The organism is Variovorax paradoxus, assembly GCF_040544635.1.
Classification (GTDB): Bacteria; Pseudomonadota; Gammaproteobacteria; order Burkholderiales; family Burkholderiaceae_C; genus Variovorax; species Variovorax paradoxus_R.
Window position 1 is genome coordinate 181,312 of the sequence record NZ_JBEPKJ010000002.1, and the last position, 18,381, is coordinate 199,692.

At 66.9% G+C, this 18,381-nt stretch carries 17 protein-coding genes; 5 read left to right on the forward strand and 12 right to left on the reverse strand.

All coding sequences use genetic code 11. The annotated features are described in order from the left end of the window. The first annotated feature begins 9 nt into the window (after nt 1-9). The 5 genes from clpA to ABIC94_RS04620 all read left to right on the forward strand — a co-directional run bounded on the left by clpA (nt 10) and on the right by ABIC94_RS04620 (nt 6,337). Entirely contained in the window at nt 10-2,331 is a 2,322-nt protein-coding gene (clpA, locus tag ABIC94_RS04600) for an ATP-dependent Clp protease ATP-binding subunit ClpA (protein WP_354371664.1), read from the forward strand. A 115-nt stretch (nt 2,332-2,446) separates the two neighbouring features. Next, on the forward strand, nt 2,447-3,892 hold the full coding sequence (gene cls / locus ABIC94_RS04605) for a cardiolipin synthase (protein ID WP_354371666.1): 1,446 nt from the start codon (nt 2,447-2,449) through the stop codon (nt 3,890-3,892). Then, nucleotides 3,893-5,332 (forward strand): exodeoxyribonuclease I, encoded by a 1,440-nt coding sequence (gene sbcB, locus ABIC94_RS04610; RefSeq protein ID WP_354371668.1) that lies wholly within the window; start codon nt 3,893-3,895, stop codon nt 5,330-5,332. It abuts the gene before it with no gap. Nucleotides 5,333-5,358: 26 nt separating this feature from the next. After that, nucleotides 5,359-5,802 carry a DUF3574 domain-containing protein gene (locus ABIC94_RS04615; protein WP_354371670.1) on the forward strand — a complete coding sequence of 148 codons (444 nt, stop codon included), beginning with the start codon at nt 5,359-5,361 and terminating at the stop codon, nt 5,800-5,802. Further along, nucleotides 5,789-6,337, forward strand: coding sequence for a GNAT family N-acetyltransferase (locus tag ABIC94_RS04620; protein WP_354371672.1), 549 nt, complete (start codon nt 5,789-5,791; stop codon nt 6,335-6,337). The genes ABIC94_RS04615 and ABIC94_RS04620 overlap by 14 nt, the downstream gene beginning before the upstream one ends. Nucleotides 6,338-6,370: 33 nt before the next feature. Here ABIC94_RS04620 and ABIC94_RS04625 read toward each other — a convergent pair whose 3' ends face one another. From ABIC94_RS04625 to ABIC94_RS04680, 12 genes are all read right to left on the reverse strand, one after another. Beyond that, a complete protein-coding gene (locus ABIC94_RS04625) occupies nt 6,371-7,651 on the reverse strand; it encodes an amidohydrolase family protein (RefSeq protein WP_354371674.1) in 1,281 nt (426 codons plus the stop codon). A gap of 35 nt (nt 7,652-7,686) precedes the next feature. Next, complete coding sequence (locus ABIC94_RS04630) at nt 7,687-8,148, reverse strand: hypothetical protein (RefSeq protein WP_354371676.1); 462 nt, start codon at nt 8,146-8,148, stop codon at nt 7,687-7,689. After that, nucleotides 8,148-9,071, reverse strand: a complete 924-nt coding sequence (locus ABIC94_RS04635; RefSeq protein ID WP_354371678.1) for an ABC transporter permease — start codon at nt 9,069-9,071, stop codon at nt 8,148-8,150. The genes ABIC94_RS04630 and ABIC94_RS04635 overlap by 1 nt, the downstream gene beginning before the upstream one ends. After that, nucleotides 9,068-10,129, reverse strand: coding sequence for an ABC transporter permease (locus ABIC94_RS04640; RefSeq protein WP_354372030.1), 1,062 nt, complete (start codon nt 10,127-10,129; stop codon nt 9,068-9,070). The genes ABIC94_RS04635 and ABIC94_RS04640 overlap by 4 nt, the downstream gene beginning before the upstream one ends. Then, nucleotides 10,129-11,739, reverse strand: a complete 1,611-nt coding sequence (locus ABIC94_RS04645) for an ABC transporter ATP-binding protein (protein ID WP_354371680.1) — start codon at nt 11,737-11,739, stop codon at nt 10,129-10,131. The genes ABIC94_RS04640 and ABIC94_RS04645 overlap by 1 nt, the downstream gene beginning before the upstream one ends. Beyond that, entirely contained in the window at nt 11,736-12,680 is a 945-nt protein-coding gene (locus ABIC94_RS04650) for a 5'-methylthioadenosine/S-adenosylhomocysteine nucleosidase (protein WP_354371682.1), read from the reverse strand. Before ABIC94_RS04650 ends, ABIC94_RS04645 begins: the two co-directional genes overlap by 4 nt. 8 nt (nt 12,681-12,688) lie before the next feature. Further along, nucleotides 12,689-13,690, reverse strand: a complete 1,002-nt coding sequence (locus ABIC94_RS04655) for a BMP family protein (protein ID WP_354371684.1) — start codon at nt 13,688-13,690, stop codon at nt 12,689-12,691. A gap of 70 nt (nt 13,691-13,760) precedes the next feature. Next, nucleotides 13,761-14,390 (reverse strand): uracil phosphoribosyltransferase, encoded by a 630-nt coding sequence (upp, locus tag ABIC94_RS04660; protein WP_021007470.1) that lies wholly within the window; start codon nt 14,388-14,390, stop codon nt 13,761-13,763. A 33-nt stretch (nt 14,391-14,423) separates the two neighbouring features. Continuing rightward, nucleotides 14,424-15,845 (reverse strand): URC4/urg3 family protein, encoded by a 1,422-nt coding sequence (locus ABIC94_RS04665; protein WP_354371686.1) that lies wholly within the window; start codon nt 15,843-15,845, stop codon nt 14,424-14,426. After that, nucleotides 15,842-17,212, reverse strand: a complete 1,371-nt coding sequence (locus ABIC94_RS04670; protein WP_354371688.1) for a GTP cyclohydrolase II — start codon at nt 17,210-17,212, stop codon at nt 15,842-15,844. Before ABIC94_RS04670 ends, ABIC94_RS04665 begins: the two co-directional genes overlap by 4 nt. A gap of 117 nt (nt 17,213-17,329) precedes the next feature. Beyond that, complete coding sequence (locus tag ABIC94_RS04675; RefSeq protein WP_354371690.1) at nt 17,330-17,797, reverse strand: DUF6152 family protein; 468 nt, start codon at nt 17,795-17,797, stop codon at nt 17,330-17,332. 14 nt (nt 17,798-17,811) lie between these two features. Next, on the reverse strand, nt 17,812-18,231 hold the full coding sequence (locus tag ABIC94_RS04680; RefSeq protein WP_354371692.1) for a hypothetical protein: 420 nt from the start codon (nt 18,229-18,231) through the stop codon (nt 17,812-17,814). Nucleotides 18,232-18,381: the final 150 nt, after the last annotated feature.

Below are 18,381 nucleotides of genomic sequence, written 5' to 3' on the forward strand. Positions count from 1 at the left end.
GGAAATCACATGATTGCCCAGGAACTGGAAGTCAGCTTGCACATGGCCTTCGTCGAGGCCAGGCAGCAGCGCCACGAGTTCATCACCGTGGAGCATCTGTTGCTCGCTTTGCTGGACAACCCGAGCGCCGCAGAGGTTCTGCGCGCCTGCTCGGCCAACGTCGACGACCTGCGGGCGTCGCTCACCAACTTCATCAAGGACAACACGCCCCAGGTGGCGGGTACCGACGATGTAGACACCCAGCCCACACTGGGTTTCCAGCGCGTGATCCAGCGCGCCATCATGCATGTGCAGTCCACCGGCAACGGCAAGAAGGAAGTCACCGGCGCCAACGTGCTGGTCGCAATCTTCGGCGAGAAAGACTCGCATGCGGTGTACTACCTCCACCAGCAGGGCGTAACCCGCCTCGACGTGGTGAACTTCATTGCCCACGGCATCAAGAAGAGCGATCCGCCCGAGGCCGTCAAGGGCAGCAGCGAATCGTCTTCGGGCGAAGGCGAAGAGGGCGGCGGCGAAAAGAACGAGAAGGCCTCGCCTCTCGAGCAGTTCACGCAGAACCTGAACCAGCTCGCCAAGGACGGCAAGATCGATCCGCTGATCGGCCGCGAATACGAGGTCGAGCGCGTCATCCAGATTCTCTGCCGCCGGCGCAAGAACAACCCGCTCCTGGTGGGTGAGGCCGGCGTGGGCAAGACGGCCATCGCCGAAGGCCTGGCATGGCGTATCACGCAGAGCGACGTGCCTGAAATCCTGGCCGAGGCGCAGGTCTACTCGCTCGACATGGGCGCGCTGCTGGCCGGCACCAAGTACCGCGGCGATTTCGAGCAGCGCCTGAAGGGCGTGCTCAAGTCGCTCAAGGACAAGCCGAACGCCATCCTGTTCATCGACGAGATCCACACCCTCATCGGTGCGGGCGCGGCCTCGGGCGGCACGCTCGACGCGTCGAACCTGCTCAAGCCGGCGCTCTCGAGCGGCCAGCTCAAGTGCATCGGCGCCACCACCTTCACCGAGTACCGCGGCATCTTCGAAAAAGACGCGGCCCTGTCGCGCCGCTTCCAGAAGGTCGACGTGGTCGAGCCGACGGTGCAGGAAACCGTCGATATCCTGAAGGGCCTGAAGTCGCGCTTCGAAGAGCACCATGGCGTGAAGTACGCGGTGGCTGCCCTGCAGGCCGCGGCGGAGCTGAGCGCCAAGTACATCAACGACCGCCATCTGCCTGACAAAGCCATCGACGTGATTGACGAGGCCGGCGCTGCGCAGCGCATCCTGCCGGCGAACAAGCGCAAGAAGACCATCAGCAAGGCCGAGGTCGAGGACATTGTCGCAAAGATCGCGCGCATTCCCCCGGCCAACGTCAGCAACGACGACCGCGGCAAGCTGCAGACCATCGAACGCGACCTGAAGAGCGTGGTGTTCGGCCAGGACAAGGCGCTCGAGGTGCTGGCTTCGGCTGTCAAGATGGCGCGTTCGGGCCTCGGCCGCGAAGACAAGCCGATCGGCTCGTTCCTGTTCAGCGGCCCCACCGGCGTCGGCAAGACTGAAGCGGCCAAGCAGCTCGCCTACATCATGGGCATCGAGCTGATCCGCTTCGACATGTCGGAGTACATGGAGCGCCATGCGGTGAGCCGCCTGATCGGCGCCCCCCCGGGCTACGTCGGGTTCGACCAGGGCGGCCTGCTGACCGAAGCCATCACGAAGAAGCCGCACGCGGTGCTGCTGCTCGACGAAATCGAGAAGGCGCATCCGGACATCTTCAACGTGCTGCTGCAGGTCATGGACCACGGCACCCTGACGGACAACAACGGACGCAAGGCCGACTTCCGCAACGTGATCATCGTGATGACCACCAATGCGGGTGCCGAGACCATGAACAAGGCGACCATCGGCTTCACCAACCCGCGTCAGGCGGGCGACGAAATGGCCGATATCAAGCGCCTGTTCACGCCGGAGTTCCGCAACCGCCTGGACGCGACCGTGAGCTTCAAGGCGCTCGATGAGCAGATCATCCTGCGCGTGGTCGACAAATTCCTGCTCCAGCTCGAAACGCAGCTGGCAGAGAAGAAGGTCGACGTCACGTTCAGCGACGCCTTGCGCAAGCACCTGGCGAAGAAGGGCTTCGACCCTCTGATGGGCGCGCGCCCGATGCAGCGCCTGATCCAGGACACGATCCGTCGTGCGCTGGCCGACGAGCTGCTGTTCGGACGCCTCATCGACGGCGGCCGCCTGTCGGTCGACATCGACGACAAGGGCGAAGTGCAGCTGGACATCCAGCCGCTGCCGAAGAAGGAAGGCAAGTCCAAGCCTGAAGCCGAGGAAGCCGCCGCAGGCTAAAGCGGGGCCGGCAAGGCCGGTTCCGCCGTATTTCTGGCAACACTGAAAAGGCCGGTAGCATTCGCTGCCGGCTTTTTCTTTTGGGGCCGGAACTTACCCCGTACGCAGTTTTACTTTGATCCTCCCCGAGCTCAGTCAGGAATGGAAAACCGGCCTCTCTTTGGCCTGGAGCGGCTATATCGCCGTACTGTCGGTCTGGATCGTGATGCAGAAGCGTGCGCCGGTGTCCACCATGAGCTGGATCCTGTCGCTCGCGCTGTTGCCGTTTGCGGGCTTTGTCATCTATTACTTCCTGGGGCCGCAGCGCCTGCGCAAGCAGCGCGTCAAGCGCTTGCGCAGCCGCGCCAGTGCGCACACGCAGGCCGACCTGGCGCGCCTGCGCGACGCGGCCCAGAACGCACCGCCGGCGCTGCAGCAGATGGCGCGGCTGGGCACCGCGGCCTGCGGGCTGCCGGTTTCCAGCGCCACGGGCGTGGAACTGCTTTCGGGCGGCGCGCGCACCTTCGACGCCATCTTCGATGCCGTGCGCGCGGCGCGCGACCACATTCATCTCGAGTACTACATCTTCGAGCCCGACAAGATCGGCACGGCGCTGCGTGATCTGCTGGTGGAACGCGCCCGGCAGGGCGTGGCGGTGCGCCTTCTGCTCGACGCGCTGGGTTCCAAGCGCATCGGCCGCAAGTTCATGGCGCCGCTGCATGCCGCGGGCGTGCAGGTGGCGCTTTTCCACGACACGCGCATCGGCCGGCGCCTGCGCCCGGTGACCAACTACCGCACCCACCGCAAGATCGTGGTGTGCGACGGCCGCGTGGGCTTTACCGGCGGCGTGAACATCACCGACGAGGAAGACAAGCGCACGCGGCCCGATGCGTACCACGACGTGCACCTGCGCATCGAGGGCAGCGCCGTGCGCTGGCTCCAGACCACCTTCCTCGAAGACTGGACCTACGCCACGGGCGAAGATCTCCGCAATATCGACCACCTGATGGGCGCCATGCTGCCGCAGGTAGCAGCCGGCGACATTCCCGTGCAGATCGTGACCAGCGGCCCCGACAACATGCTGGAACCTATCCACCGCATGCACGTGGAAGCCATTCATTCGGCCAGCGAGCGCGCCTGGCTCACCACGCCGTACTTCGTGCCCGGCGAGCCTGCCATGATGGCCCTCACCAGCGCGGCGCTGCGCGGCGTCGACGTGCGCCTTCTGGTGCCGCGCCGCAGCGATTCGGCCATTGTGAGCGCGGCCGCGCGCTCCTACTTCGACGAGCTGATTGCGGCCGGCGTCAAGGTGTGGGAGTACAAGGCGCGCATGCTGCACTCCAAGACCTTGGTGGTCGACGACCATTGCGCGATGATCGGTACCGCGAATTTCGACAACCGCAGCTTCCGGCTCAATTTCGAGGTGAGCGCGGTGGTCTACGGCCCCGAGCTGGCGCGCCCGCTGGCCGCGCAGTTCGAGACCGACCTCCACAGCTCCGGCGCGGTGCGAGCCCATCGGCCGCAGAGTTTCTGGCGCCGCCTCGGCGACGCGATTGCACGATTGTTCTCTCCCTTGCTCTGAATGAACCACACCTTTCTCTGGCACGACTACGAAACCTTCGGTGCCGTGCCGCGCCGCGACCGGCCCTCGCAGTTCGCCGCCATCCGCACCGACGCCGAGCTGAACGAGATCGGCGAGCCGCTGATGGTCTATTGCAAGCCGGCGCCCGACTATCTGCCCAGCCCTGAGGCCTGCCTGATCACCGGCATCACGCCGCAGATCTGCCTGGAGCGCGGCATTCCCGAACACCTCTTCGCCGCGCAGGTCGAGAAGGCTTTCTCGCAGCCCGGCACCATCGGCGTGGGCTACAACACCATCCGCTTCGACGACGAGGTCACGCGCTTCCTGTTCTGGCGCAACCTCATCGATCCGTACGCCCGCGAATGGCAGAACGATTGCGGCCGCTGGGACCTGCTCGACGTGGTGCGCCTGACCTATGCGCTGCGCCCTGACGGCATCGAGTGGCCGAAGAAGGAAGACGGCAAGCCCAGCTTCAAGCTCGAAGACCTGGCGCGCGCCAACGGCCTGCTGCATGAATCGGCGCACGATGCGTTGTCCGACGTGCGCGCCACCATCGCGCTGGCGCGGCTGATTCGCGACCGCCAGCCCAAGCTGTTCGAGTTCGCCTTCGGCCTGCACAAGAAAGACCGCGTGGCCAGCGAACTTGGCTTGCCGGCCATGCGGGAAACGGCTCGGCCTTTCCTGCACGTGTCGGGCATGTTCCCGGTCGAACGCGGGTGCCTCGGCGTGATGTGGCCGCTCGCGAGCCATCCGACCAATAAAAACGAACTGATCGCCTGGGACCTGGCCCATGACCCCAGCGAGCTGCGCGACCTCGATGTCGAGACCTTGCGCCTGCGCCTGTTCACGCGCACCGCGGATCTACCCGAAGGCGTGGTCCGCCTGCCGGTGAAGGGCATTCATCTCAACAAGTCGCCGATGGTGGTCGGTAACCTGCGCACGCTGGCGCCCGCCATGGCCGAGCGCTGGAACGTCGATCTCGACGCGGCCATGCGCCATGCGGCCATTGCGCGCGACCTGCCCGATATGAGCGCGATCTGGTCGCAGGTGTACGCCCGGCCCAAGGAGGCCACGCCCGATGTCGACGAAGACCTCTACGGCGGCTTCGTCGGCAACGCCGACCGGCGGCGGCTGAACCAGCTGCGCGCGCTGTCGCCCGAGGAGCTCGCCAAGGATCGCACCGGTTTCGATGACGGGCGCCTCGAGGAAATTCTCTTTCGCTATCGCGCGCGCAACTGGCCCGAGATGCTCAGCGCCGAGGAGGCCGAACGCTGGGAGGCGCTGCGCGTCGCGCGGCTTTTCAAGGGCGAGGGCGGGGTGCGCACCATTGAAATGCTGTTCAGCGAAGTCGATGCACTGTCCGAAACCGCGGACGAGCGGGGCGAAGAAATCCTGGGCGCGCTTTACGAGTACGCCGAGGCCATCGCGCCCGAGGCCTGAAACCCACGCACCCAGTGAGCTGCGCCATGCCCCAGGTCGTCACCCGCTTGCGCCTGGCGGTCGCTGTGGCAACGGTTGCCATCATCCTCGTCGGGTGCGGCGCATTGCCATCTGCGCCTGAGCCCTCGAGGGCTTGCGCCGCGGGCTTCGAAGCCTTCGAGCGCGACACGCTGTATTTCGGCCGTGCCATCCCCGCTGGCGGACAGGTGTCCGATGCGCAGTGGACCGCGTTCCTCGATACGGTCGTGACGCCCGCCTTTCCGAAGGGCCTCACGGTGATCGATGCCGCGGGACAGTGGCGCGGCGCCTCGGGCAGCGTGGTGCGAGAGCCCTCGAAGCTCGTGGTGCTGCTGCATCCGCGCAGTTCTAAAGACGACGCTGCCATCGCCGGCATCATCGGCACCTACAGGCAGCGTTTCGGCCAGGAGGCCGTGCTGCAGGAAAGGCAATCCGTCTGTGTCCGCTTCTGAAGAAAACGACCACAACGCCGTTCGCCGCCTGGCGGCAGCCGATGCCGCGGCCTACCGCGACCTGATGCTCGACGCATACGCCACGCATCCGAGCGCATTCACTACCACCGTGGAAGAGCGCGCGGGCCTGCCGCTTCGCTGGTGGGACGAACGGCTGGGCGCTGGCACAAGCGAAGCCAGCGTGGTCTATGGGGCTTTCGACGACACAGGCATGCTGGTGGGCGCGGCGGGGTTGAGCCTCGAAACGCGGCAGCGCGCACGCCACAAGGCCACGCTTTTCGGAATGACGGTGGCCGCTTCAGCGCGCCGCGCCGGTTTCGGCCGTCGGCTGGTGTTTGCGGTTCTGGCGCATGCCCGCGCGGTCGAACGGCTGCGGTTGGTGCAACTCACCGTGACTGAAGGCAACCGCACCGCGCAGGCGCTGTACGAGCGCTGCGGTTTTCAGGTCTTCGGCGTGGAGCCGCTTGCCATTGCGGTCGACGACGAACTGCTGGCCAAGGTCCACATGTGGTGCGACCTGGACATCGGCCGCTGAACCTGGCGAGCAGGGATCGCGGGGCGCCCAGGCTCAGGCCTTCGGAATCATCCAGTTCGTCTGGCCGCCACGGCCCGGAAGGTGCAGCGCGGCCGTGGCCGCAGGTGTTTCCGCCAGCAACCGCCCCTTGCGAAACACCTTGAGCCGGGTGGCGCGCAGCCGGATCGCCTCGACCGGGTCGCGCGCCTGCAGCAGCACAAAGCTCGCGTCGCAGCCCGCCTCGAGGCCGTAGTTCTCCAGATGCATCACGCGCGCGGCATTCGTGGTCACCGCGTCGAAGCATTGGCGGATGCCGGGCTGGCTGGTCATCTGCGCCACGTGCAGGCCCATGTGCGCAACTTCGAGCATGTCGCCCGAGCCCATGCCGTACCACGGATCCATCACGCAGTCGTGGCCGAAGGCGACGTTCACGCCCGCAGCCATCAGCTCGGGCACGCGCGTCATGCCGCGCCGCTTCGGATAGGTGTCGTGGCGGCCTTGCAGCGTGATGTTGATGAGCGGGTTCGAAACGACGCTGACGCCGCTCTGTGCGATGAGCGGCAGCAGCTTGCTCACGTAGTAGTTGTCCATCGAATGCATCGAGGTGCAGTGCGAGCCCGTCACGCGGCCCTGCATGCCCAGGCGCCAGGTTTCGGCCGAGAGTGTTTCGATGTGGCGCGAGAGCGGGTCGTCCGATTCGTCGCAATGCATGTCGACCAGCTTGCCGCGCTCCGCCGCAAGCTCCATCAGCAGCTTGACGCTGGCCGCGCCATCGGCCATGGTGCGCTCGAAATGCGGAATGCCGCCGACCACGTCCACGCCCTTGTCGAGCGCGCGCTTCAGGTTGTCGACCCCGCCCGGCGAACGCAGCACGCCATCCTGCGGAAAGGCAACGAGTTGCAGGTCGAGGTACGGCGCGACCTGGCGCTTGACCTCGAGCAGCGCGTCCACGGCGAGCAGGCCCGGGTCGCTCGTGTCCACATGCGAACGGATGGCCAGCAGCCCCTTTGCAACCGCCCAGTCGCAATACGCCAGCGCGCGCTCGATCAGCGCATCGGCCGTGAGCAGCGGCTTGAGTTCACCCCACAGCGCAATGCCTTCGAGCAGCGTGCCGCTTTCGTTGACGCGCGGCAGGCCGTAGCTCAGCGTGGCATCCATATGGAAGTGCGGGTCGACGAAATGCGGCGCGAGCAGCAGGCCTTGCGTGTCGAGCTTCTCGTGCGCCGGTGCATCGAGGCCCGCAGTGACTTCGGCGATGCGGCCCCCCTGCACGGCGATCGACATGCCGGTGCGGCCGTCGGGGAGGGTGGCGTTGGTGATGAGGAGGTCGAGCATCGTGGGAAGTTTTCTTGACGTCGGTTGCCTGGCGTTCAGCGCGTGCGCTGCGCGCGATAGCGGTATTGCCCCGCCGCCGGCCCGACCTCGATGGTTACGCGGCGCAGCTTGTCATCATGCCCGGACTCCGCTTTCGCCGTCACCACGATGCCGCGCGGCGTGGCGCGGCAGGTGAGGTCGGTGAGCGCGATCTCGGCATGGTCGTTGTCGAGCTCTGCAATCGCTACCGTGTGCGCGGCATGCAGGCCGCCGTTCGCATCGCGCGCCATCCACTGCACATAGAGGAAGGACTGGGCGTACTGGTCGGCGTGGACCACGCGGTACGTGCCCTGGTGGTTCTTGCCCCAGGTGCCGCACAGCTGCACCCAACTGACGGAGTCGGGCGTCTTGAAGGTGTCGTAGCTGTAGTCGCTGCCTAGTGCATGTGCGCCTGCACCGCACAAGGAAATCAGGGCGGTGAGCAGCGTCTTGCGCACCGCGGTTCTCCAGGTGGTCATCAGCGCTCCCCCTTGCGATAAGGCTTCATCAGCGCCTGCGGATAGCTGGCCTTGCGCGCCACCAGCACCAGCGCGAGGATCGACAGCAGGTACGGCAGCATCAGGTACAACTGGTAGGGCAGCACGGCATCGCCCGATTGTTGCAGCCGCAGCTGCAGCGCGTCGAAGAATGCGAACAGCAGCGCGCCAAGCAGGGCCTTGCCGGGCCGCCACGAGGCGAACACCACCAGCGCCACGCAGATCCAGCCACGGCCGTTCACCATGTTGAAAAAGAAGGCGTTGAAGGCAGAGAGCGTGAGGAATGAACCCGCGGCGCCCATCAGCGCCGAACCGGCGACGATGGCCCCGGTGCGCGTGGCCGCGACCGACACGCCCTGGCTCTCGGCCGCCTGCGGGTTCTCGCCGACCATGCGTAGCGCCAAGCCCAGCGGGGTGCGGTAGAGCACCCAGGCCAGGGCCGGCACCAGCAGTAGCGCGAACAGGGTGAGCGATGTCTGCGCGTTCAGTATGGGCACCGGCAGCCACTCCATCGGTGCGAAAGGCGTGATGGTGGGCGGCGTGTTGACCTTCGGAAAACTCACGCGGTAGCCGAAGTAGCTGAGCGCAGTAGCCAGCAACGTGATGCCCAGCCCCGAGACGTGTTGCGACAGCGCAAGGCCCACCGTAAGAAAGGCGTGCAGCAGCCCGAACACCATGCCCGTGAGCGCGGCCACGCCGACGCCGACCCACAGCGGCGCACCGGCATACACCGCGAGCCATCCGGTGAAGGCGCCCGCGACCATGATCCCTTCGATGCCCAGGTTGAGCACGCCCGCGCGTTCGCACAGCAGCACCCCGAGCGTGCCGAGGATCAGCGGCGTGGCGATGCGCAGCACCGCGACCCAGAAGGCGGGGTTGGCGAGGATGTCGAGCAGGTCGGTCATTTCATCCGCACCCGGTATTGCGTCAGCAGCGTCGCCACCAGCACCGCAATCAGCGAGGCCGCAACGATCACGTCGGCGATGTAGGTCGGCACGCCCACTGCACGGCTCATGGTGTCGGCACCGACCAGCACGCCCGCCACGAACACGCCCGCGGCGATCACGCCGAGCGGATGCAGGCCTGCGAGCATTGCGATCACGATGCCGGTGTAGCCATAGCCCGGCGACATGTCGAGCGTGACGTAGCTGGTGCGGCCCGCCACTTCGATGGCTCCCGCGAGCCCGGCCAGTGCGCCCGAGAGCAGCGCCACCATCACGACGGTGCGCGTCACCGGCACGCCGGCGAATTCGGCCGCGCGTGCATTGGCTCCGACCGCGCGAATGTCGAAACCCAGCACCGTGTACTTGAAGATCGCCCACACCGTCACCGCGAGCGACACGGCCCAGAGCAAACCGGTGTGCACGCGCGTCTGGGCAACGAGCTTGCCGAGTTCCAGGTCGGGCTGCAGCGACACGCTCTGCGGCCAGCCCATGGCGGTCGGGTCTTTCATCGGCCCGTCGAGCAGCGCCGAAACGCCGAGCAGCACGATGAAGTTGATCAGCAGCGTGGTCACCACCTCGTCGACGCCGAGCTTGTTCTTCATCAACGCCGGGCCGAGCAGCAGCAGGGCGCCCGCCACGGCGGCGGCCAGCATCATCAGCGGGAACAGCAGCCAGGGCGAGAACTCGAAACCTGTGCCGCCGTGCATGCCGCCCACGGCCACGGCGGCGAGGGCGCCGGCAAATAACTGGCCCTCGGCGCCGATGTTGAAAAGCCGTGCCTTGAAGGCGACCGTCGCCGCCAGCCCGGTGAGGATCAGCGGCACGGCGCGGGTCAGCGTCTCGCTCCAGGCGAACACCGAGCCGAAGCCGCCCTGCAGCAACAGCGCATAGGTGCGGCCGACCGGCGCGCCGGCCCAGAGCACGAGCAGTGCGCTCACCACCATGGTGAACACCACCGCGCCGATGGGCGCGAGCACCAGCGCGGCGCGCGATGCCTCATGGCGTCGTTCGAGCCGCATCATGGGGCGGCTCCCGTGCGTGGTTGCAGCTGCTGCGGCGCCGTGGCGCCGGCCATCGCCAGCCCGATGGCTTCGCGCGTCCAGGCCGCGGCCGGGCGCGCTTCGCCGAGGTGGCCGCCATGCATCACCGCCACGCGGTCGCCGAGCGCCAGCACTTCGTCGAGGTCGTCGGAAATCACCAGCACCGCAGCGCCGGCATCGCGCGCGGCGACGAGTTGCTGCTGCACATAGGCGACTGCGCCGATGTCGAGGCCCCAGGTCGGCTGGTGCGCCACGATGAGGCGCGGCGCGCGGTTCGGGTATTTCTTGTTGTCGGCGTCTTCCGCCTGCTCGGGCGCGAGCAGAGCGCGGCCGAGGATCAGTTTCTGCATGTTCCCGCCGGAGAGCGAGCGGGCCGGTGCCATCAGGCCGGCGCCACGTACGTCGTATGCTTTTTCGATGCGGCGGGCATGCAGCCGGGCGGCCGCGCGCCGCACGAACACGGACCAGCGCGAGAAGACCGGGCTGCGCAGCCGCTCGGACACCGCGTTTTCCCACACCGGCAGGTCGCCGATCACGCCGACGGCATGCCGGTCTTCAGGAATGCGTGCGACGCCGCGCTGCACCAGCCGGGCGGGCGAGGGCGGCAGCGCCCGCCCCATCAATTGCGCAGTGCCCGAGACGGCGCGGCGCGTGCCGCAGAGCAGCTCGGCCAGCGCGACCTGTCCGTTGCCCGAGACGCCCGCGATGGCCGTGATTTCTCCGGCGCGCAGCGTCAGCGACACCTCGCGAAGGGCGCCTGAATGGCCTTGCCCGCCGTCCTTGGCCAATGCGGTGCTCACATGGTCGAGCACGCAGACCGCGTCGCCCACCGATTTGGCGGGCCGCCGCTGCGGCGCCTCGACTGCATGACCGACCATCCAGAGCGCGAGCTGCGCCTGCGTGGTGTCGGTGGTACGGGCCTCTGCCACCAGCTTGCCGCCGCGCAGCACCGCAATACGCTGCGACACGCGCAGCACCTCGCCGAGCTTGTGGCTGATGAAGATCACCGAGAGGCCTTGCCCCACCATCTGCGCGAGCGTGGCGAACAGCGCTTCGCTTTCCTGCGGCGTCAGCACGGCGGTCGGTTCGTCGAGGATGAGGATGCGCGCGCCGCGGTACAGCGCCTTCAATATCTCGACGCGTTGCCGCTCGCCGACCGAAAGGCTGCCGATCTTCGCGTCGGGTTGCACCGGCAGGCCGAAGCGCTGTGCCACCTCGAGCAGGCGGATGCGCGCAGCCGCTCGGCGCGAGAACATGCGCCAGAGCGGCTCGGTGCCCATCATCACGTTGTCGAGCACGCTGAGGTTGTCGGCCAGCGTGAAGTGCTGGTGCACCATGCCCACGCCCGCGGCCAGCGCGGCCTTCGGATTGCCCGGCGGCAATGGCGCGCCGAACACCTCGATGCTGCCTTCGTCCGCGACGTAGTGGCCGAACAGGATGGACATCAGCGTCGACTTGCCCGCGCCGTTCTCGCCCAGCAGCGCGAGCATCTCGCCGGCCTGCAGGTCGAGGGAGATGGTGTCGTTGGCGATGAGGGTGCCGAAACGCTTGGTGATGCCCCGGAGGCGCAGAACAGTGGCGCCAATCACTTCCACGCAGCCAGGAATGCCAGCATGACCTTGGCCGAGTTGTCGGCTGCAATGCCCATGAAGGTGCCCATCTCGTTCTCGCCTTCGCCGCCGCCCGCGAGATCGCTGAGCGAGCGGAAGGCGATGTAGGGCACGCCGTTGCTGTAGGCCACCATGCCCACGGCCGCGGTTTCCATGTCGAGCACGTTGGCCTGGAAGGTCTTGAAGGTGTATTCGCGATACGCCTTGTTGTCCATGAAGGCCTGGCCTGAGACACCATTGCCGCCGACGACGAGCTGGGGCTTGCGCGCCAGGCACTTGCCGGCGCTGCAGTTCGCCAGGTCGACATTGCGGATGCTGCGTGCCACCTCGAGCATCTTCGGATCGGCCTCGAACCAGAACTTGCGTTCGATGCCCGGTTTCGCGGCCGATCGCACCTCGACAGGGCGCGGATGCATCATCCCGAAGTTGGGCATTTTCGCGTCGGTGATGAAGGCCGGGGCGGCGAACTTGCCCGGCGCGGTTTCGCGCGCCATCAGCACTTCGAGGTACTGGCCCCACTGCGCGGGCACCGTGACGTCGCCCACGTGCAGCTGCGGATTCACGCCGCCCGCGATACCGCTGAACACGATGCTGGTGATGCGGAACCGGTCGAGCACGACCTGCGTGTTCATGGTCGCATTCGTCATGCTGATGCCGGAGAGGAACAGCACGACCGGCTTGCCTTCGAGCGTGCCGGTGGTGAACTCGACGCCGTTGACGCTGTGCTTGGCGGGCCCTTGCAGGCGCCCGAGCAACAGCTTGAGTTCAGGCTCGAAGGCCGAGATCACCGCAATGCGCGGCGTGTCGTCCAGGCGGGCGCCGCCGATGTTGGCACCGCCGGGCTTGTAGACACCGGCACAACCCGCCAGACCGAGGGCGAGCACGCCGGCCGCAAGAAGAGAACGCCAGCGCATCGTCATCGCTCCCTTCACTTCGCGGTCGATTTGGGCTGCGAGTCGTCGACCTTGATGGTGACCTTGCCCGACAGGATGTCGGCCTGTTTGGCCTTGACCTTGGCGACGATGTCGGCCGGCACCTTCTTCTCGAACGTGCCGAGCGGCGCGAGCTCGGAGCCCTTGTGCTTCATGGTCGAGTAAACGCCGTAGTCTTCGGCGGTGAACTTGCCTTCCTTCACCAGCTTGATCGCGCGATCGGCCGAGGGCTCGAAGTTCCACAGCGCAGAAGCCACCACCGTGTCGGGGTACTGCGCCTGCGTGTCGATCACGTTGCCGATGGCGAGCTTGCCTTTTTCCTTGGCCGCGTCCGAGACGCCGAAGCGCTCGGCGTACATCACGTCGGCCCCCTTGTCGATCATCGCGAAAGCCGCCTCCTTGGCCTTCGGCGGATCGAACCAGCTGTTGATGAAGCTCACGCTGAATTCGACCTTGGGGTTGGTTTCCTTCGCGCCCGCCATGAAGGCGTTCATGAGCCGGTTCACTTCGGGAATCGGGAAGCCGCCGACCATGCCGATGCGGTTGCTCTTGGTCATGCCGCCGGCCACCATGCCGGAGAGATACGCCGGCTCCTGGATGTAGTTGTCGAACACGCTGAAGTTGGGCGCCTGCGGCTTGAGCGACGAGCCCATGAGAAAGGCGACCTTGGGAAAGTCTTTCGCGACCTTGCGCGCCGCCGCTTCCACGCCGAACACTTCGCCCAGGATCAGCTGGTTGCCGCCCGTGGCGTACTCGCGCATCACGCGCTCGTAGTCGGCGTTGCTGACGTTCTCGGTGGCCTTGTATTCGATCTCGCCGCGCGCCTCGGCGGCCTTCAGCGCCTTGTGGATGCGGCCCACCCATTGCTGCTCGAAGGGCACGGTGTACACCGCCGCCACCTTGAGCTTGGCCTGCGCCAGCGCAGGGCCGGGTGCACCGGCCGCAAACGCTGCGGCAATGGCGACCGAACGAATGATCAACTGACGGCGTGCTGTCACGGTGTTTCTCCTCGAGGTATGAAAATCTTCTTGTTGCTGCCCGAGAGACAGCGTGGCGGCCGTCGGGACCTTACTTGGTGCCGAAGATGCGGTCGCCCGCGTCGCCCAGGCCCGGCAGGATGTACCCGTGGCTGTTCAGTTCGCGGTCGATCGCGGCGGTGTAGATCGGCACGTCGGGGTGGGCCTTCTGCATGGTCGCAATGCCTTCGGGGCAGGTGAGCAGGCAGACGAACTTGATCGATTTCGGGTTCAGCTCTTTCAGGCGCTCGACCGCAGCCACCGCCGAGTTGCCGGTGGCCAGCATCGGGTCGACCACGATCACGTCGCGGTTCTCCATTTCGCCGGGCATCTTGAAGTAGTACTCGACCGCGGTCAGCGTCTTGGGGTCGCGGTACAGGCCGATGTGGCCGACGCGTGCGCCGGGCACCACGGTGAGCATGCCGTCCAGAATGCCGGTGCCCGCGCGCAGGATGGACACCAGCACCAGCTTCTTGCCGTCGATGACCTTGGCCTGCATGGTCTCGAGCGGGGTCTCCACTTCGATGTCCTGCATCGGCATGTCGCGCGTGACCTCGTAGGCCATGAGCATGCTGATTTCGTTCAGGAGCCGGCGGAAGCTGTTGGTGGAGGCGTCCTTGCGGCGCATCAGCGTGAGCTTGTGCTGGACGAGGGGGTGGTCGACGAGATGGACGTTGCTCATTTGATTTTTTCTAGCGTTGCTGGATCCGGGAGTCTAAAAGACGGTGCCGTCGCTCTCGATCTGCAGCGGTGGTGCTCCGTCACGCAAGCGCTGTGCCAGCGCGCGGCCGGCGGCCCAGGTGCCGCCCTCGAGCACGCAGGCCAGCGGCAATTCTTCTTCGGTGCGGTCGAGCATCTTGCGCACGCGCGGCGCCAGTTCGTCGAGCAGCGCCACGGTGAGCGCGCGCCATTCCACGATGAACTCGTCCCCGGCTTTCCAGACGCGCGAAAGAGACGCCGGGTCTTTCGGCACGATCACGCCGCTGTCGATCAGGAGGCCGCCGTTGCGGTATTCGGGCAGGGCGGTGAGCGCATCGAGCTGGCGCACCTTCACGCCCGCCCACTCGAAGGGCTCGAGCAGCGAATAGGTGAGCCATTGCGACAGCTTGTGGAACGGCATCCAGCCGTTGGTGAGGCCGGGACCGCGCACCGCGCTGTGGCGCCAGCAGTCGCCGAGCGCGAGCGCCGGGTCGCTCGAACCGATGCCGCCCGTGGTGTCGCTGCCATCGGCCGCGATGCTGTCGATGGCGTTGGCCGAGGGCCAGATGCGGGAGAGCGTTTCGAGCAGCAGTGAGAGGATCTGGTGCGCGGTGATCTCGGCCGTGGGCGGCGCTGCGGCGCCGAATGGGGCGACCAGCGCATCGAACATGCCGGCGGGCCGCCCGTCGTCGCCGAAAGTTTCGGGTTGTTCGCTCATCGCTTCGCCGAGCCGGCGCAGCAGCACCGTGCGGCCGGCAAGGCCCACCAGCGGGTTGACGTCGCTGACCTGGAATGCATCGCCGAGCCGGTCGGTCACGAGGCCGCGCAGGCCGGCCGCATCGGCTTGCAGCGGATGGTCGGGGTCGGAGGAGAACAGTCCGCTCGTGAAGGCATGGAAACTCGCCACGCCCAGGCCTTCGGAGCGCGTGAAGCGCTGGCCCGTGGCCGGCTCGGTGTAGTGCCAGTCGGGGCCGGCCCCGGCATCGAGCAGCACGCTCACCAGCACCAGGTCGATGTGCGCGCGGGCACGCTGCCGCGCATCGACGCCCTTGCCGAGCAGCGCATCGAGCTGCTTCAGCCGGTCGACGCCACCGGCCTCGAAGTGCCGCCAGCGGCTGTGATACGGAATGGTGTCCCAGGGATAGCGTTCGCGCGTCACCTCGGCCACGGCGCGGGCTGCGTCGTCCAGCGCGTTGTCTCCGCCGATGCGGAACCATTGCGACTCGCCGCTTCGCGCGCGCGCGAGCAGGGCGGCCGCGCGCTGCCGGATGGCGCCGGTGGTGCGAAGCAGGGTGGCGGCGCCCGCGGCATGGCCGGTATCGGGCGCGAACTCGATCGCCGGATCGATGTCGCCCGCGCTGCCCGGCGGGAGGTTGCCCGAACCGTCGGCGGGCAGGTATTTGCTGCTGTTGGTCGTGTTGTCGCTCGTGCTGCTCATTCGCTCAATCCCCGGCCCTTGGCCTTTTTCAGTTCCTCTGCGTCCGGCACCGGGCCGGGCGTGAAGTAGCCGGCCGCCATCTTGGCGTCCATCTCGACGCGGGCGTCGGCCGGAATCAATTCGTCCGGAATGTTCACGCGCTCGCCGATCTCGATGCCGGAGCCGGTAATGGCGTCGAACTTCATGTTGCTCATCGACACGAGCCGATGGATTTTCTTGATGCCGAGCCAGTGGAAGACGTCGGGCATCAGCTCCTGGAAGCGCATGTCCTGCACGCCGGCCACGCATTCGGTGCGCGCGAAATACTGGTCGGCCGTGTCGCCGCCCACCTGCCGCTTGCGCGCGTTGTAGACCAGGAACTTGGTCACTTCGCCGAGCGCGCGGCCTTCCTTGCGCGAATAGGCGATAAGGCCGACGCCGCCGCGCTGCGCGCCCTGGATGCATTCCTCGATGGCGTGCGTGAGGTAGGGGCGGCAAGTGCAGATGTCGGAGCCGAACACGTCGGAGCCGTTGCACTCGTCGTGGATGCGCGCGGTGAGCTCCACCTCCGGGTTGGCGAGGTCGCGCGGGTTGCCGAAGATGTAGAGCGTCTGTCCGCCGATGGGTGGCAAAAACACTTCGAGGTCGGAACGCGTGACAAGCTCGGGGTACATGCCGCCGGTTTCCTCGAACAGCGTGCGGCGCAGGTCGGTTTCGGAGCAGCCGAAGCGCCGCGCCACCTCGGGCAGGTACCACACGGGTTCGATGGCGGCCTTGGTTACCATCGCGGCGCCGCCGGTGGTGAGAAAGTGGCCGTCGGCCTTGAGCCGCCCGCTTTGCAGCGCCTCGATCACCTCGGGCAGGATCACATGCGCCTTGGTGATGGCAATGGTCGGGCGGATGTCGTAGCCCGCCGCCAGCTCGGTGGAAAACACATCGGCCACCAGCGCGCCCCAGGGGTCGAGCGAGACGATGCGCCCCGGTTCGCTCCATTGCGGGTAGGGGCCGATCACGTCGGTCGGCGCGGTGTTGGTCAGGTCGGCCTTGTGCTCGCGCTTGAGGGCGCCTGCAGCCACGGCAAGCGCACGGTAGACGCTGTACGAACCGCTGTGCGTGCCGATGACGTTGCGGTGCGCCCGCTTGGTGGTCGTGCCGACCACGGGCCCGCGCTCGGTGGCGGTGGCGGCGCCCCATCGGATGGGCAGTGCGCCGAAGCCGCCTGCATGGGAGGTCAGCCGGATATGGCCGGTCGACGACGAGGGGTGAAGCGGGGGAAAGGGCGAGACGGGGATCGCTGAAGTCGCGGGGACGGCGGGGATCGTGGGAATCTCGGGAACCTCGGGAACCTCGGGAATCTTGGAAGAGGTCGCTGTGCTATCTGCGGACATTGGAGGCCCTCAAAAAATGCAATGTACCGATCACTCGCGCGGCTGGCAAGCAGGGCGCGAATGTCGTCAATGCCGCAGATGGCCGCGGCCATTGCGCCGCGACCGGTGGCGCGCCGTTCAGGCGGGCGAGGAGCGCAGGCCGTAGGTCTTGCCGCCGACGAACAGGTATTCGGCGCGCAGCACCGGGTCGCCTTTTTCGCCGGTGAAGGTGAAGCCCAGCACCGCGACGGGCGTGCCGGGCTTGATCTCGTCCACACCCCAGGCCTGCAGACGCGTGAGGGGCGCCAGCTCGATCAGCCACTTGCGGTCGCGCCGTGTCGGCAACTGCGCCTTGGCCAGCAGCCCGGGGCCGTCGACGGCCGTGCTTTGCTTGGGCAGCGGGCGCTGCTTCAGGTCGGGCGGCAGTGTCGGGTTCTCGGGAAGCTCCAGCTCCAGCTCGCCATGCGGGTTGCGCCACATGACCTTGGTCGCGCGCCCCTCCAGATAGAGCGGTCGGTCCTGGTCGAAACTGCTCCAGCCATGGTGCGCCCAGGCGGGCAGGGCCAGGCCCATGGAACCGGCAACGAACAAGCGTCTTTGAATCATCTCGATCTCCTTGCTCAGACGTAGGCAATCCAACGCCCGCAGATGATGACAGCGAGCCAAAACCCCAGCGACAGCAGGCATTGCAGCCTGGCCATTGGGCCGGTGGCGGCAAGGCCGCCTCGAGCGTGGAACCAGGCGGCATTGGCGCCCGCCAGGACAATGAGGACAAGCTTGATCCGAAAGGCGGAATTCGCCAGCAGTTCGCCAGCCTGCGTGGAAAACATCGTGAGGCCGGTGGCGGCGCACAGCCCGAAGCCGACGAGCGCCGGCAGCAGCGTCACGCGGGCCAATTGCCTTTGAGGCAACTCCCGGCCAACACCGAGCACGCGCAATTCGAACACCAGCAGCCCGCCGAACAGCAGTGCGATGCCGACGATATGCACCGCCTCCAGCGCCGGATAGGCCCAGGGGTGAGAAACCAGCCCGGCCAGCATAGGCGTCTCAGATCCGGGCCGCGGGCTGTTCAGCGACCGAAAGGCATGAAGTGGCAGGTTGCATGGGATGCTCCTTCCGTGGGTTCGGACAAGCTTAGCCCAGGACGGAGCCCAGCGCCGCCGCCGGGAACGGCACAATCCGGCGGAACC

Coding starts and splice junctions, on each gene's coding strand:
- clpA (WP_354371664.1), top strand. CDS start 10: ATGATTGCCCAGGAACTGGAAGTCAGCTTGCACATGGCCTTCGTCGAG.
- sbcB (WP_354371668.1), top strand. CDS start 3,893: ATGAACCACACCTTTCTCTGGCACGACTACGAAACCTTCGGTGCCGTG.
- ABIC94_RS04615 (WP_354371670.1), top strand. CDS start 5,359: ATGCCCCAGGTCGTCACCCGCTTGCGCCTGGCGGTCGCTGTGGCAACG.
- ABIC94_RS04625 (WP_354371674.1), bottom strand. CDS start 7,651: ATGCTCGACCTCCTCATCACCAACGCCACCCTCCCCGACGGCCGCACC.
- ABIC94_RS04630 (WP_354371676.1), bottom strand. CDS start 8,148: ATGACCACCTGGAGAACCGCGGTGCGCAAGACGCTGCTCACCGCCCTG.
- ABIC94_RS04635 (WP_354371678.1), bottom strand. CDS start 9,071: ATGACCGACCTGCTCGACATCCTCGCCAACCCCGCCTTCTGGGTCGCG.
- ABIC94_RS04640 (WP_354372030.1), bottom strand. CDS start 10,129: ATGCGGCTCGAACGACGCCATGAGGCATCGCGCGCCGCGCTGGTGCTC.
- ABIC94_RS04650 (WP_354371682.1), bottom strand. CDS start 12,680: ATGACGATGCGCTGGCGTTCTCTTCTTGCGGCCGGCGTGCTCGCCCTC.
- upp (WP_021007470.1), bottom strand. CDS start 14,390: ATGAGCAACGTCCATCTCGTCGACCACCCCCTCGTCCAGCACAAGCTC.
- ABIC94_RS04665 (WP_354371686.1), bottom strand. CDS start 15,845: ATGAGCAGCACGAGCGACAACACGACCAACAGCAGCAAATACCTGCCC.
- ABIC94_RS04670 (WP_354371688.1), bottom strand. CDS start 17,212: ATGTCCGCAGATAGCACAGCGACCTCTTCCAAGATTCCCGAGGTTCCC.
- ABIC94_RS04675 (WP_354371690.1), bottom strand. CDS start 17,797: ATGATTCAAAGACGCTTGTTCGTTGCCGGTTCCATGGGCCTGGCCCTG.
- ABIC94_RS04680 (WP_354371692.1), bottom strand. CDS start 18,231: ATGCTGGCCGGGCTGGTTTCTCACCCCTGGGCCTATCCGGCGCTGGAG.